A 13,774-nucleotide genomic window follows, 5' to 3' on the forward strand; every position below is an offset into this window, starting at 1 on the left:
AAAATATCAAGTTATAAACATCCACAAAAGATAAGGTCTTGTGATCAACGCCGTGGTCAGGGATAATACGCCACCATTTTAAGACATGTTGTTTTCATCAGGCCAAAATATATGAGTGATTCAAGTAACGATAACCTTGAGCAAGCAAAGCAAGAAGGTAAATATATTCGTACAATTCGCAGCTTTGTTAAACGCGAAGGTCGTTTAACCAAAGGACAAGCTGCTGCAATTGAAAAATGCTGGCCAACAATGGGCCTTGAGCACAAAAATGGCATGCTTGATTTAGCGCAAGTATTTGGCAATGACAACGATGTTGTTTTAGAGATTGGTTTTGGTATGGGCAAGTCATTGGTTGAAATGGCTAAAAACGCTCCACACCTAAACTTTATTGGTATTGAAGTTCACCGCCCAGGTGTTGGTGCATGTTTAATGGATGCCGACGAAGCAGGCATTACCAACTTACGTATTTTTGAACATGATGCAGTTGAAGTATTTGCTGATTGTATTGCTGATCAAAGCCTAACAACAGTGCAATTATTCTTCCCAGATCCTTGGCATAAAAAGCGTCATCATAAACGCCGTATTGTGCAACCAGCATTTGTTGAAAGCCTTCGTAGTAAGTTAAAAATTGGTGGTGTGTTTCATATGGCCACTGATTGGGAAAATTACGCAGAACATATGCTTGAAGTAATGCAATCTGCCGAGCATTTTACAAACCAATCACAGACTAACGACTATGTACCACGCCCAGATTTACGTCCACTGACGAAATTTGAGCAACGCGGCCATCGTTTAGGCCACGGTGTTTGGGATTTAATGTTTGAACGCATTAGCTAATTAAATTAATTGATCAAAGGCAAAGCCATTTATGAGCGCATTAACCAACCCTAGTTCATTGTTACTTCGTAATAGCGAAAACCTCAAGGCAGACACTATTTTGGTGGTTAATTTTGTCCAAGATGGCTTTTTGTCACAGTTACAACAATTAAACCCAAACAGCAAAATTAGCGCTTTTAGCTACAACCATGCGAATGGCGAATTTGCCAAAAACATCCAAGGTATTGATGTTTGCGTAAGCCACGAAATAACAGCTAAACATTTTGATTTGGTTATCTACTATTACCCTAAAGCCAAGCCTGAAGCGCTCATGACGCTGGATAATATCCGCGCAGTTATTAATCCTGATGCCGAGGTATTGGTGGTTGGTGAAAATAAAAGTGGTGTAAAATCAATTGAAAAACAATTTAGCAGTCACTGCGAATACAGTAATAAAATTGACAGCGCCCGCCATTGTGCTCTGTATTTATTTACAGAAATAGCTAGATTAACTGAGTTTGTGATCACCGCTTACCACAAACAATTTAATGTTGATGTTGCGGGTATTAATTTTAACGCGATTAGTATTCCTGGAGTATTTAACCATGGTGAGCTTGATGGCGGTACTAAAATACTGCTTGAGAATGCACCAACCATTAAATCCGGGAATGTACTCGACTTTGGCTGTGGAGCGGGCTTAATTGCAACTTTCTTAGGCTTAAAAAACCCAGCACTAAACTTTACCTGCACCGATGTAAGTGCCCTTGCAGCCTATGCAACCACACAAACACTTGCACTTAACAATGTCAGCGGTAAAGCTTTATTAAGTGATGGATTAGCCAATGTAACGGGTAAATTTGAGCTAATTATTTCAAATCCACCGTTTCATACCGGTATTGCTACTGATTATACTGTTGCTGAGCAATTTCTAAGTGGTGCTAAACAACACTTAACTAAGCAAGGTAAATTAACGATTGTTGCAAACTGTTTCCTAAAATACCCTCCAATTTTAGAGACCCAGTTTGGCACTTATCATACGGTTCATAAAACCAATAAGTTTTCAGTATATAGCAGCTAATTACAGCGCCAGCTCGATATTGCAAAGCATCAATAAAGCTGCCAAAAATGAAAATCGGCAGCTTTTCAACAAACTTAGGATATTTTTTAGTTACTTTGATAGGTCTTTGCTAGACTTAGCGTAATTCTATCAAAATTATATATTCGGCCTTCATCACAATAATGCCTAAATCAACGTCGCAAACAAGTATTCGTAAAGCTCTGATCAGCGCAGTAATGTTTGTTACGGCTTTGTGTTTATCATTATCTATTTCTATATCTACTTACCTTGATGTTAAAGAGCAAAAACATCTAATAGTCGATAAACTCAATATTCTCTCAGAAATCATAGCGTTCAATGCACAGGTAACTGTACTGTTTGATGATAGAAAAACCGAAGAGCAACGACTTAAATCGTTCGAAAGTATTCCTCTGGTTAAGAACATCCATATTTACGCCATTGATGAAATATCAAATAAGTCGGTATTTTTTACCAGCTTTAATGCTAAAAAAACGCCACCTGTACCACTGCGTGTAGATAGTATTGAGGAGCTTAAGCAAGCAAGGATCACCGAAGACTACATAGAATTGATCAAGCCAATCATGTACGAAGGTGATGTGAAAGGCTATGTTTATATTCGTGGTGGATTAGAGCGCCTTAACGCCTATATCAACAAAAAAATTCTTATCGATATTTTTTTAACGTTATTCGTTTTAGTACTGGTTTATTTTGTGGCAAGACGAATTCAAAAACGCATTGCCGACCCTATCGACCAACTAAGTAGCTTGCTGCAAGATGTCTCAAAAAATCATAATTACAGCGCCCGAGCAGCAAAAACAAACATTACCGAAATAAATATGCTTGCCAATAGCTTAAACATCATGCTGACACGCACGCAAAACCAAATTGAACGACATAAAAATGATAAGCAAGAAATTAAGCAGCTAAACCAAAGTTTAGAAGAAAAAGTAAATCAACGTACTATCGCGCTCAGAGAAGCCAATCAAGAATTACTAACAACCTTAGAGCGAATGCATCAATACCAAAACCAAATTGTTGAAAGTGAAAAAATGGCCTCTTTAGGGCAAATGGTTGCTGGAGTTGCGCATGAGGTAAATACCCCTATTGGTTTGGGGATCACCGGATCTACTCTACTGCGCGATAAGCTGGCAGAAATCAGCCAAGGTTTTGAGCAAAAAACCTTAACCTCAAGTCAATTGAAACGCTTTATCGATAATGGTATAGAAAATTTAGACCTTATATATCGAAATTTAAATCGCGCAGCTGAGCTTGTTTCCAGCTTTAAGAGAGTCGCTGTTAACCAAGATGGTGAACTAAATTCGCTGGTTAATATGCATGAGCTGATCACCAATGTGATGCTGTCAATGCGTGCAGATTTACTCGTAAAAAATCCGAACGTCGTTATTCATTGCTCATCGCAATTGATGTTCGAAACTAAAGCTGGTCCGCTGCAACAAGTACTACAGCAATTATTGAGTAACTCGATAATTCATGGCTTTCGAGATAATCAAAATAATGAAATCGAAATCACGATTGAACGAAACGAGAGCAGCCTGATCCTTAACTACTATGACAATGGTATTGGCGTTGATAAAAGTATTAAAAAGCGTATTTTTGATCCCTTCGTTACCACTAAACGTGGCGAAGGTGGCAGTGGCTTAGGTATGCATTTAGTTTACAATTTAGTCACGCAAGCCTTAGGTGGCAGTGTTTATTTTGATGATCAAAATGCAAAAGGTACGCGTTTTATTATTACCTTGCCGCTAAGTGAGGCAAGTCGACTATGAAATTAAGCTGTTTATTGTTAACTGTGATGAGCATTATTCCCGGGGTTTTGCAGGCAAAGTCACCTGAACAAGTTAAGTCAGCATTTTTATTTCAGATTGCAAAGTTCATAGAGTTCCCTAAGGCTAACAATAATAAGGCCGTGACTTTTTGTTTTTATGACATTGAACATGGAATTGGTAAGTTATTGAAGAATAATTCGACCCTTAAAATTAACAATACACCGATTGAAACTGTGTTAATTGATAAAAATCAGCAAATTTCTGAACTTTCTCGCTTTTGTGATATCACATACATTGATGAAACAATGGAAGATGATATAATTCCACTTTGGATCGATACCATTTCATTAAATACCTTAACAGTTGGTGAGAGTATTAATTTTTTAGAAAAAGGTGGCGTTGTTTCTTTGATCCAAGAAGGGAATAAAATCCGACTGTATATCAATAGACAGCAGTTGTTGCGCAGCAATTTTAAAGTGCAATCTCGGTTATTAGCTGTTTCTAAATTTCATCCGAATTGATTTTACTTGTTAACAATTGGATATACTCCTATAATCACTAGTATTCGGTTTTATAATACAATGCCGAATTAATTGTAAATAAAATATTCCGAAAAAGGTTAATTAATAATGCAAACGCCAGTCATTCTGATTGTAGAGGATGAAGACGTAACTCGACTAAACCTCGTTAGTTTATTTGAAGCTGAAGGTTACAAAGTTATTGAAGCCATTGATGGCGATGACATGCATGACAAGCTTACAAATAATGATGATGTGAACCTTGTAGTTATGGACATCAACCTGCCAGGCAAAAACGGGCTAATTTTAGCGCGTGAACTACGTCAAAAGCGTAACGTTGGACTTATTTTCCTAACCGGTCGTGATAATGATGTAGACCGTATTTTAGGCCTTGAAATTGGTGCGGACGATTATATTACTAAACCGTTCAATCCTCGTGAATTAACTATTCGTGCTCGTAACTTGCTTTCTCGTACTGCCCTAGGCGGTGAAGAATCAAGCCTTGAAACAAATGGTGTGATCACATTCAATGGCTGGGAACTTGACGAAAATAGCCGCTGTTTAACTTCACCAAATGGTGATGCTAAACGTTTACCGAAAGGTGAATACAGAGCACTACGTTTAATGCTTGACTCTCCGGGCCGTATTTTTAGCCGTGAGCAACTAATCAAGCATATGACTGGTCGTGAACTTCGTGCAAATGACCGTACTGTTGACGTAACGATCCGTCGTATTAGAAAGCATTTTGAAAGTGATAACAGCACATCTGAGCTTATCAGCACCATCCATGGTGAAGGTTATCGTTTCATTGGTAAAATTGATAGTTAATATCTTTTTTATCAAATACCTACAGCATTAACGTTCTAACTGCTGTAAGAATAAATGAAGGGCTTGTTGCCCTTCATTTATTTTATCTGCCAATATTGTTAACCAGCTTTGCAGTTCTTCATTACTTTCTTCAATCGCCCCATGTTCCATCTTTTTCGCATGTAATTGCACATCATTTAAGCCAACAGATCCTGCTGCCCCTTTAAGTTTGTGTGCCACTGATTTATATTCTTCACGATCGCCGTCCGCTAATGAAGTCGCCAATTCTTGTTGGTATTGCGGGTTAAGTTTTTCAAATAAACTGCTACTGCGTTTAAATATCACGATGCCCATCGAATTAACGAAGTCTTCTATGGTTTCAACATCCAATAACTCAACATTGATATTTGCACTGGCTTCTTTACTGACAGTTAAACGTGTTTCATCACACTGTTGTTGCTGCTTAATATCAAACAGTTCTGCCAACATTTTATCAAGCTTAGTGGTATTGATTGGCTTAGCTAATGCGCCTTGAATTGAGATCCCTTGCAACTCCTCTTCAGCGCTACGCACATTGGCTGTCAATGCAACAATAGGTAACTTGTCGAAATGGCTATCTGCGCGGATCTGACGCGCAACCTCATCACCATTAATATCTGGAAGCTGCATATCTAGTAACACTAGATCTAGGTCGTCTTCAGTTTCAACAAACGACAACGCATCTTCACCGGTTTCAGCCCAGATAACTTCGTGACCACGTTGTTCAAGTAAGTTTGTCGCGATTTCAGCATTTAGTGGCACATCTTCAACCAGCAAAATATTTAAACTACGGCCAACATAACTGTGCTCAGCTGGCGCAATACAAAGCGCCAGCGGTATTTCCACCACAAAACAACTGCCCTCACCTTCTGTACTACTGACATGTAATTGCCCTTTCATAGCAGTAACTAGTGCTTTCGTTACGGCTAAACCGATACCAGAGCCGATGGCGTTGGTGCCGTTTAAATCGGGGGCTTTATAATACATGTCAAAAATACGGTGTAACTGCTCTTGTGGAATGCCCTGCCCGGTATCGGTGACTTTCATAACCAACCATGCACCATCCGCTCGGTTTTCGCGACGACAGGCTAATTGCACTTTGCCTTGTTGGGTAAATTTAACGGCATTATTAATTAAGTTCCAGACGACTTGACGTAATCGCGTTGGATCTAGTTGTGCGTGAATATCCAACATACCTTTACGTTTGATTTCAAACTCTAAGCCTTTTTGTTCTGCAATTAATCCAGCAAAGTTAACCACATCATTTATAAAGTCAGAGACATTAATTGAGTCAGTGACGATATCAAGTTGTTCTCGGTCAATTTTATCTAGGTCGATTATATCGTTGAATATATTGCCTAATGTCTCGGCACTGGAGAACACAGTGTTACACCAGCTGCGTTGCTGCTTATCAAGGTCGGTATCAAGTAACATTCGGGTTAAACCAACGATACCGTTTAGTGGAGTGCGTAATTCATGACTTAAGGTGGCAATAAATTTCCCTTTATCTTTATAAGCGGTTTCAAGTGCTTGGGCGGCTTCCTTACGACTAGTGATATCACGGCCAAAGGCTAATAAACCAATGTAATCGCCGTCGTCATTAATAAACGGCAGTTTACGCATTTCAAACCAGCGTTTCTCATTTCCTACCGGATATTCAACATCTAGGGTTAATGCAGCGTGAGTTTTTTCGACTTTGTTATCTGTAATCAACACTTCTGGTAAGTATTGGGTTGGGTAGATCTCCTCGGCGGTTTTACCGATTAATTCACTGCTTGGCTTACCGATGACTTCTTCAAACATTTTATTACAACCGGCAAACACACCATTATTATCGCGGTAATAAAATAAATCTGGTGATGAGTCGACAATCGAGCGTAATAACATGCCTTGTTGCGCAAGTTCTTGTTGGGTTTTCTTACGCTCAACAATTTCTCGTCTTAGTTCTTCAATTGCACGATGTTTGGCATGAAAAGCCATTTTACGTTCATCGATTTCAACATTTAGCCGATTAATATTATCTTTTAATGTTTGGTTTAATAACTTTTCTTGTTTTGTGGCGCTGTCTAAATAGGCGTAGGAGGCATCTAGCTGACGAATAGAGTTGATCAGTACACTAATAATAATGGGAGACACAACGGCTGTAAAAAACATCACCGCCAACACATCTACAAGCGTCACCGTACCTACAGCAACATAATAAAACATGCATGATAATATCAATGCCAGCACTAATAGTAATGCATAACAAATAGTTGCGGTTTTGAATTCACCGAATCGAGTTATTAAACTAGAAAGTATTCGAGCCCACGGACTCAAAGAGGAATCGACCATATATAAATCTGTCTCTTAACAATACATTTAAGTATATAAAAAATCAGCTGACGTCACAGCTACAAAAAAACTACTAGTGCTATGATTTTAGCATTTTTGTATTAACTATTTTCATGTTCCGCGACGAAAACAGAAAATTTTCATCTACCACGTATTTTTAAATTATTTCGTGTAAAATACCGCGCTTTACAATTGCCAATTACGAGATTTTTCATGCAAAGCAACATGCCCGATATAGCAGATACAGCGCCCGCCTTACAAACAGGTAAATTAGACTGGGTTGGTATGGCTGATATTGAACTGCCTTTTATATTTGAATCTCGTGATCTTGCACCTATTCATGTCAATGCTAAAGCCCGTGCTTTTGTAAACTTACATAAAGAAGACGCCAAGGGCATTCATATGTCACGGTTGTTTTTAGCGCTCGATACCTTATCAACCGAGCAACAAGTTAACCCGCAAACGATTGCTCAAGCGCTAGATAGCTTTATTTCCAGCCATGAAGGGTTATCTGATCAAGCTAAGATAGAGTTTAAGTTTGAGTTGCCACTGCGCAGAAAGTCACTTTTAAGTGGCAAAGCGGGTTGGAAAAGCTACCCGTTAACCATAGAGGCAAAAATTGACCGCGGTGTACTGAGCTTTGAATTAAGCCTTGATGTGACTTATTCATCAACTTGTCCTTGCTCCGCTGCATTAGCGCGACAGCTTATTCAACAAGCATTTGTAGAGCAATTTGATCAGCAAGCACTAAATCATGAACAAATACTCAACTGGCTTGGCAGCACTGACGGCATTGTTGCAACCCCTCACTCGCAGCGCTCTATCGCCAATGTAAAAATAAAGCTTGATAGTAATATCACTGAATTTGATATTGTAAGTTTGATCAACACACTAGAAGATGAGCTTAAAACTCCCGTTCAAGCCGCTGTTAAGCGTGAGGACGAACAAGAATTTGCACGTTTAAATGGCCAAAACTTGATGTTCTGCGAAGATGCCGCTCGTAAAATCAAAGCCGTCTTAGAAGAAGCGCAATACGCTGATTACTGGTTGCAAATAAACCATTATGAATCCCTGCACGCCCATGATGCCGTGGCAATTGCCGTTAAAGGTATTGATGGCGGATACCAACCATAACTTAATAGTTATTAAAGTGTAACTCTACAAAAATTGGGCACGTAAATTGCTATTAAAATTACAGTGTCAATTTGTTGTTGTGGAGTTACCGTATGGAATTCGCTTTATTATCAATTTTAGTATTAGTTGTTGGGGCATCTGTTGTTGCGTCAAAGTTTACCGACGATGGCGGAAACCCTTACCCCTTCACGCGTAAAACCAGTGTTTTTACGCAAGTTGAAAGTTCTTTTCTTAATCTTTTAGAGCGTGCTGTGGGCGACCAATATAAAATTGTTAGCCGCGTTAAATTAATCGATGTTATTGATTGTAAAAAAGGTTTATCTCCTAAAGCGAAGCGCGCAGCAATCGCAAAAGCCAAAAATAAACAACTTGATTATGTATTAATCGACAAAGACAAAATGACCATAGTGGCGGCTGTTGACTTAGTTAATAACGCCAACAAAGATGGCCATAAAGCACAACGCGATTGGTTTGTTAATGGCGCATTAGAAGCCGCTGGCATTCCACATATTCGTATGAAAGTGAAGTCAGGTTATCGTCCATCAGAAGTACGTGATGCGATTATGTTTAAGCTTGGTAAACCTGCGGCGGCAAATATTCGCCCTACTCGCAACCGGGTCACAAAACCGGCAGTATTATCGCCTTCTCAAGCTAAGGCGCATTCCACTGCACTTGCTGAAATATAGGCAGTCATAAAATTGACTAAAGCAGGCTTTAATGCCTGCTTTTTTGTTTGTTTTTATTATTTTCGCGTATAATCATCTCATTCAATCTAAGGAATTAAATATTATGAATGTTGGTATTATTGGCGCTATGGAGCCAGAAGTTAAAATTTTGCGTGAAGCAATGCAAAATCCACAAGTTCTAACTAAAGCTGGTTTCACTTTTTATACCGGTGAATTAGCTGGTAACACAGTGACTTTAGTACAATCAGGTATCGGTAAAGTAGCCTCAAGTATTGCTACTACCTTATTGATTGATAATTTTCAGCCTGATTGCGTGATCAACACAGGCTCTGCCGGTGGTTTTGATCCATCACTGAGCGTAGGCGACGTGGTTATTTCATCAGAAGTTCGTCATCACGATGTTGATGTAACTGCATTTGGCTATGAGATTGGTCAGGTTCCACAAATGCCAGCTGGTTTTGCCGCGCACCCTAAATTAATTGATGCAGCAGAGCAAAGTATTGCCCAAATCGGCGATGTTAAAACCTTAGTCGGTTTAATTTGTACGGGTGATTCATTTATGTGTGACCCAGTTCGTATTGATAAAGCCCGTGCTGACTTCCCAACTATGCTCGCGGTAGAAATGGAAGGCGCGGCGATTGCACAAGCTTGCTTTGCTCTAGAGACACCGTTTGTTGTGATCCGCTCAATGTCTGACATTGCTGGTAAAGAATCACCGCAGTCGTTTGAAGAATACCTAGAGACCGCTTCTGTTAATTCATCAAAAATGGTGGTTGCGTTACTAGAAAAACTAACAACGGTAACGCTATAAGGTGTTGCCCAATTTAGTTCAGCAACATTTGGACTTTATTGTATTTATATTAGCGCTCCTTGGTGAGCGCTTTTTACCTTTGGTGAGCTGGTATCACCCGAATACCTTTTTGAGCGGAGTATTTAACGCACTCGGCAAACGTGTTTATCGCAAAAAAGAAGCCGCTAGTTACCAATACTTATCCTCTTCGCTGTGTTTCATTTTAGTACTTTTAGTGATCATGACTTTAGTGATCTTGCTGGTTGAATTTGCCTACTACCCAGAACTTTTAGCAGGATTAATCCTTTACTTAAGCCTTGAATGGCGAACGGTAGAAAGCAAAGCACTTCGTATTGCTCGATTGCTTAAGCAAAATCAAAAAGCCACAGCTCGCGAGTTATTAAAGCCCTTACTTGCCCGTCAAGTTGATAAATTATCAAATCCTGGGATTTGCAAAGCGGTTATGGAAACCCTGATCCTCAGAGTTGCTCGTCACTATTTTAGTGTTATATTTATTTACTTATTGCTTGGCCCAATGGCTGCACTGGCTTATCGCTTGCTAACCTTAATTCATCAAGCGTGGCGCAGAGATAGGTTGCCTAACAGCCCATTCTTAACATCACTGAGCTGGTTATTATTTTTTATTGAGTGGCTGCCCACCCGACTGTTAGCACTGACTATTGCAGCGAGTAAAGCGAGTAAGTTGAGCATTCATTATATCAAGCATTATGGTCGGCACTTTTATCAAACCAACAGTGGTTGGTTACTCAGTTGCTGCTCAGCCTCGATTGGTGTGCAACTAGGTGGGCCTGCTATGTATAAAGGTAGTCGTTTTGATAAAATGCGAATTGGCACAGAGCGTTTACCGCAGGCCGATGATATTCCGGTACTTCTCAATCGCCTCAACCAAGCCCGTGGTTTTTGGTTATTAGTGATCTTTGGGATTGAGCTGGTTAAAATAATTGCATGAATAACAAATAGAAAAAAACCAGCCGAGGCTGGTTTTTGTAATTAAATACCTAACTGAATTTTCATTCTTTACCCATTAAGCACAGGTAATATTGGCAAACTTACGTTTACCAACTTGATAAATAGCCGTCGTGCCTTTAGCAATTTCCAGCTTAGTATCAGTGACTTTTTCTTCGCCATTGATTTTAACTGCGCCTTGTTTGATCATGCGCATCGCTTCTGAAGTACTTGCCACTAATCCTGCTTCTTTAAGCAAGTTAGTAATAAAAACAGTTTCTTCATCAATCGTTACTGTCATATCTGGGATATCATCTGGTAAGGCATTTTTTTGAAAACGTTTGATAAAGTCATCATGCGCGCCAGTGGCTGCTTCATCGCTATGAAAACGAGCAATCATTTCTTTTGCTAAGTCAATTTTGATATCACGCGGGTTAGTGCCTTGCGCGACTTTATCTTTGAGCGCTGCAATTTCGTCAATTGATAAGCTACTTAGCAAATCATAGTAGCGCCACATTAGCTCATCACTAATAGACATGATTTTGCCAAACATATCATTCGGTGCATCAGTAATACCAATGTAGTTACCTAACGACTTAGACATTTTTTGCACACCGTCAGTACCTTCTAACAAAGGCATCATTAATACGGTTTGTGGTTTTTGTCCTTCGTCTTTTTGCAGCTCACGACCCATTAACAGGTTAAAACGTTGGTCAGTACCACCAAGTTCAACATCAGCTTCAAGCGCCACTGAGTCCCAGCCTTGCACTAATGGATACAAAAATTCATGAATCGCAATTGATTGTCCGCCAGCATAACGCTTTTTAAAATCATCACGTTCTAGCATACGCGCAACAGTTTGTCGTGCTGCTAGCTTGATCATACCTGCAGCGCCTAAATTTTCCATCCAGGTGGAATTAAAGGCAACGGTGGTCTTAGCCGGATCAAGAATTTTAAATACTTGTTCTTTATATGTTTCAGCATTTGCTAATACATCATCACGAGTCAGCGGCTTACGAGTGACATTTTTGCCCGTTGGGTCGCCTATCATGCCAGTGAAATCACCAATTAAGAAAATCACTTCATGACCTAAGTCTTGGAAGGTTTTCATTTTATTAATTAGTACTGTGTGGCCTAAGTGTAAATCTGGTGCTGTTGGATCAAAACCCGCCTTGATCTTTAGCTTTTTACCAGACTTTAGTTTCTCAACTAACTCGTCTTCAATTAGTATTTCTTCGGCACCGCGTTTTATCTCTGCTAGAGCGGTTTGTAAATCCACTGTGTATTACTCCAAAAAATTCAGTCAATCTGGTGATTCTAGCGTAAATCAGCGCCAGTTTAAATCTACAAAACACTGGTATTAACGCTTTATTAAGTATATCCTGCAATATTAGTGATTAATTATCTTGACAGCAGGAAAAGGCACGTTATGGTCCGCGTTGTGCACAAACTCCCGAAAAAACACAAATTGCTTATTCTAGGCTTGGTTTCTGCTATTGCTGCTTTAACACTCATTCCTTCAGAAAAAGCGACCGCCTCTAAAGACAATAGTGCTGATGCGCTAGAAATTGGCAAACGCTACGAATTACAAATTAAAGTTGATGACGTTGAACAATTAACTGAATTAAATTCGCAAGCTGACGCAGCAAAATTACCAGAATATGATCTAATCGATTTTGAAGTAAAGAACGGTGACAATTTAGCACTTATCTTCAAGCGCGCCGGTTTTAACGCGCAAACCGTTCATAAATTACTTAACACCAATGCAGAAACTCGCAAACTAACTAAAATTCACCCAGGTGAAACACTTAGTTTTGCCACCGCTGAAGATGGCTCTTTAGCGCAATTACGTTATGTGATATCAAAAACAGATACCTTGTTTGTAACTTTAAACGAAGAAGGTAACTACGACACATCAATCGATAGTAAAGAAATCGAGACCCTTACTAAATCAACCGGTGGCGAAATAACCAATAGCTTTTGGACCTCAGGTATTGCGGCAGGCTTAAGCGAGCGCCAAATAATGAACTTTGCTGATATTTTTGGTTGGGATGTGGATTTTGCCAACGATATTCGTAAAGGCGATCAGTTCGGTTTAATTTATGAATCACATTATGTTGATGGTGAATTTATTGGTACGGGTAAAATTATTGCCGCCGAGTTTATAAATCAGGGTCAACGTTTTGCGGCAATTCGCCACAGCGATGATACCTTTTATACACCTGAAGGCCGCAGTATGAAAAAAGCATTTTTACGTGCTCCGGTTAACTTTAAATATATTAGTTCAAGCTTTAACCCACGCCGCTTGCACCCAGTAACTAAAACCGTAAAACCACATAACGGTATTGATTACGCTGCACGCACAGGTACGCCTGTTGTTGCATCTGGTAATGGTAAAGTAATTAAATCAGGTTACAGTAAATATAACGGTAACTATGTCTTTATTAGCCATGGCACACAGTATGTAACTAAGTACTTACACTTAAATAAACGTGCAGTTAAAACCGGCCAAAAAGTTAAGCAAGGCCAAAAAATTGGTACTGTAGGCGCAACCGGTCGAGTAACCGGCGCTCACTTACACTATGAGTTTTTGGTTAACGGCGTTCACCGTAACCCTAAAACGGTTAAACTACCTAAGTCTGAGCCGTTACCACGCGCGGAACTTGCTAAGTTTAAACCGATTGCAGACACTTTCTTAGCACAGCTAGAGCGTAATCGAGAGCTACAGCTAGCGCTTAAGTAAAGCGGTCAGCGGTCAGCGGTCAGCGGTCAGCGGTCAGCGGTCAGCGGTCAGCGGTCAGCGGTCAGCGGTCAGCGGT

Annotated in this window: 12 protein-coding genes; 10 read left to right on the forward strand and 2 right to left on the reverse strand. The window is 39.8% G+C overall.

What is annotated here, in order from left to right; all coding sequences use genetic code 11:
* Positions 1-111: 111 nt before the first annotated feature.
* The 5 genes from trmB to arcA all read left to right on the forward strand — a co-directional run bounded on the left by trmB (position 112) and on the right by arcA (position 5,027).
* A complete protein-coding gene (trmB, locus tag V7783_RS02125) occupies positions 112-837 on the forward strand; it encodes a tRNA (guanosine(46)-N7)-methyltransferase TrmB (RefSeq protein WP_335677317.1) in 726 nt (241 codons plus the stop codon).
* Between the two features lie 31 nt (positions 838-868).
* Entirely contained in the window at positions 869-1,894 is a 1,026-nt protein-coding gene (rsmC, locus tag V7783_RS02130; RefSeq protein ID WP_335677318.1) for a 16S rRNA (guanine(1207)-N(2))-methyltransferase RsmC, read from the forward strand.
* Between the two features lie 161 nt (positions 1,895-2,055).
* A complete protein-coding gene (locus V7783_RS02135) occupies positions 2,056-3,681 on the forward strand; it encodes a sensor histidine kinase (RefSeq protein ID WP_335677319.1) in 1,626 nt (541 codons plus the stop codon).
* A complete protein-coding gene (locus V7783_RS02140) occupies positions 3,678-4,202 on the forward strand; it encodes a YfiR family protein (RefSeq protein ID WP_335677320.1) in 525 nt (174 codons plus the stop codon). The genes V7783_RS02135 and V7783_RS02140 overlap by 4 nt, the downstream gene beginning before the upstream one ends.
* 108 nt (positions 4,203-4,310) lie before the next feature.
* Positions 4,311-5,027, forward strand: coding sequence for a two-component system response regulator ArcA (gene arcA, locus V7783_RS02145; RefSeq protein WP_016709833.1), 717 nt, complete (start codon positions 4,311-4,313; stop codon positions 5,025-5,027).
* Positions 5,028-5,054: 27 nt separating this feature from the next.
* Here arcA and arcB read toward each other — a convergent pair whose 3' ends face one another.
* Positions 5,055-7,379 (reverse strand): aerobic respiration two-component sensor histidine kinase ArcB, encoded by a 2,325-nt coding sequence (gene arcB, locus V7783_RS02150; protein ID WP_335677321.1) that lies wholly within the window; start codon positions 7,377-7,379, stop codon positions 5,055-5,057.
* 213 nt (positions 7,380-7,592) lie between these two features.
* Here arcB and folE2 point away from each other — a divergent pair, with 213 nt between their 5' ends.
* From folE2 to V7783_RS02170, 4 genes are all read left to right on the forward strand, one after another.
* Positions 7,593-8,513 carry a GTP cyclohydrolase FolE2 gene (folE2, locus tag V7783_RS02155; protein ID WP_335677322.1) on the forward strand — a complete coding sequence of 307 codons (921 nt, stop codon included), beginning with the start codon at positions 7,593-7,595 and terminating at the stop codon, positions 8,511-8,513.
* Between the two features lie 92 nt (positions 8,514-8,605).
* A complete protein-coding gene (locus V7783_RS02160; protein ID WP_335677323.1) occupies positions 8,606-9,199 on the forward strand; it encodes a DUF2726 domain-containing protein in 594 nt (197 codons plus the stop codon).
* 103 nt (positions 9,200-9,302) lie between these two features.
* The gene (gene mtnN, locus V7783_RS02165) at positions 9,303-10,010 is read left to right on the forward strand and encodes a 5'-methylthioadenosine/S-adenosylhomocysteine nucleosidase (RefSeq protein ID WP_335677324.1); all 708 of its coding nucleotides are present in this window, start codon (positions 9,303-9,305) and stop codon (positions 10,008-10,010) included.
* A gap of 1 nt (position 10,011) precedes the next feature.
* Entirely contained in the window at positions 10,012-10,959 is a 948-nt protein-coding gene (locus V7783_RS02170; protein WP_335677325.1) for a cobalamin biosynthesis protein CobD/CbiB, read from the forward strand.
* Positions 10,960-11,034: 75 nt separating this feature from the next.
* On the opposite strand, the gene tyrS is transcribed toward V7783_RS02170, so the two are convergent.
* Positions 11,035-12,234: a tyrosine--tRNA ligase gene (tyrS, locus tag V7783_RS02175; protein WP_335677326.1), complete on the reverse strand. Its 1,200-nt coding sequence runs from the start codon at positions 12,232-12,234 to the stop codon at positions 11,035-11,037.
* A 150-nt stretch (positions 12,235-12,384) separates the two neighbouring features.
* On the opposite strand from tyrS, the gene V7783_RS02180 reads away from it, so the two are divergent.
* Positions 12,385-13,698, forward strand: a complete 1,314-nt coding sequence (locus tag V7783_RS02180) for a peptidoglycan DD-metalloendopeptidase family protein (RefSeq protein ID WP_335677327.1) — start codon at positions 12,385-12,387, stop codon at positions 13,696-13,698.
* The last annotated feature ends 76 nt before the right edge of the window (positions 13,699-13,774 follow it).

The organism is Pseudoalteromonas sp., from assembly GCF_036960685.1.
Lineage (GTDB): Bacteria > Pseudomonadota > Gammaproteobacteria > Enterobacterales > Alteromonadaceae > Pseudoalteromonas.

Bases quoted from the DNA above. Each gene is read 5' to 3' on its own strand.
- arcA (WP_016709833.1), top strand. From the start codon at position 4,311: ATGCAAACGCCAGTCATTCTGATTGTAGAGGATGAAGACGTAACTCGA.
- rsmC (WP_335677318.1), top strand. From the start codon at position 869: ATGAGCGCATTAACCAACCCTAGTTCATTGTTACTTCGTAATAGCGAA.
- arcB (WP_335677321.1), bottom strand. From the start codon at position 7,379: ATGGTCGATTCCTCTTTGAGTCCGTGGGCTCGAATACTTTCTAGTTTA.
- V7783_RS02180 (WP_335677327.1), top strand. From the start codon at position 12,385: ATGGTCCGCGTTGTGCACAAACTCCCGAAAAAACACAAATTGCTTATT.
- V7783_RS02140 (WP_335677320.1), top strand. From the start codon at position 3,678: ATGAAATTAAGCTGTTTATTGTTAACTGTGATGAGCATTATTCCCGGG.
- V7783_RS02135 (WP_335677319.1), top strand. From the start codon at position 2,056: ATGCCTAAATCAACGTCGCAAACAAGTATTCGTAAAGCTCTGATCAGC.
- mtnN (WP_335677324.1), top strand. From the start codon at position 9,303: ATGAATGTTGGTATTATTGGCGCTATGGAGCCAGAAGTTAAAATTTTG.
- trmB (WP_335677317.1), top strand. From the start codon at position 112: ATGAGTGATTCAAGTAACGATAACCTTGAGCAAGCAAAGCAAGAAGGT.
- folE2 (WP_335677322.1), top strand. From the start codon at position 7,593: ATGCAAAGCAACATGCCCGATATAGCAGATACAGCGCCCGCCTTACAA.
- V7783_RS02160 (WP_335677323.1), top strand. From the start codon at position 8,606: ATGGAATTCGCTTTATTATCAATTTTAGTATTAGTTGTTGGGGCATCT.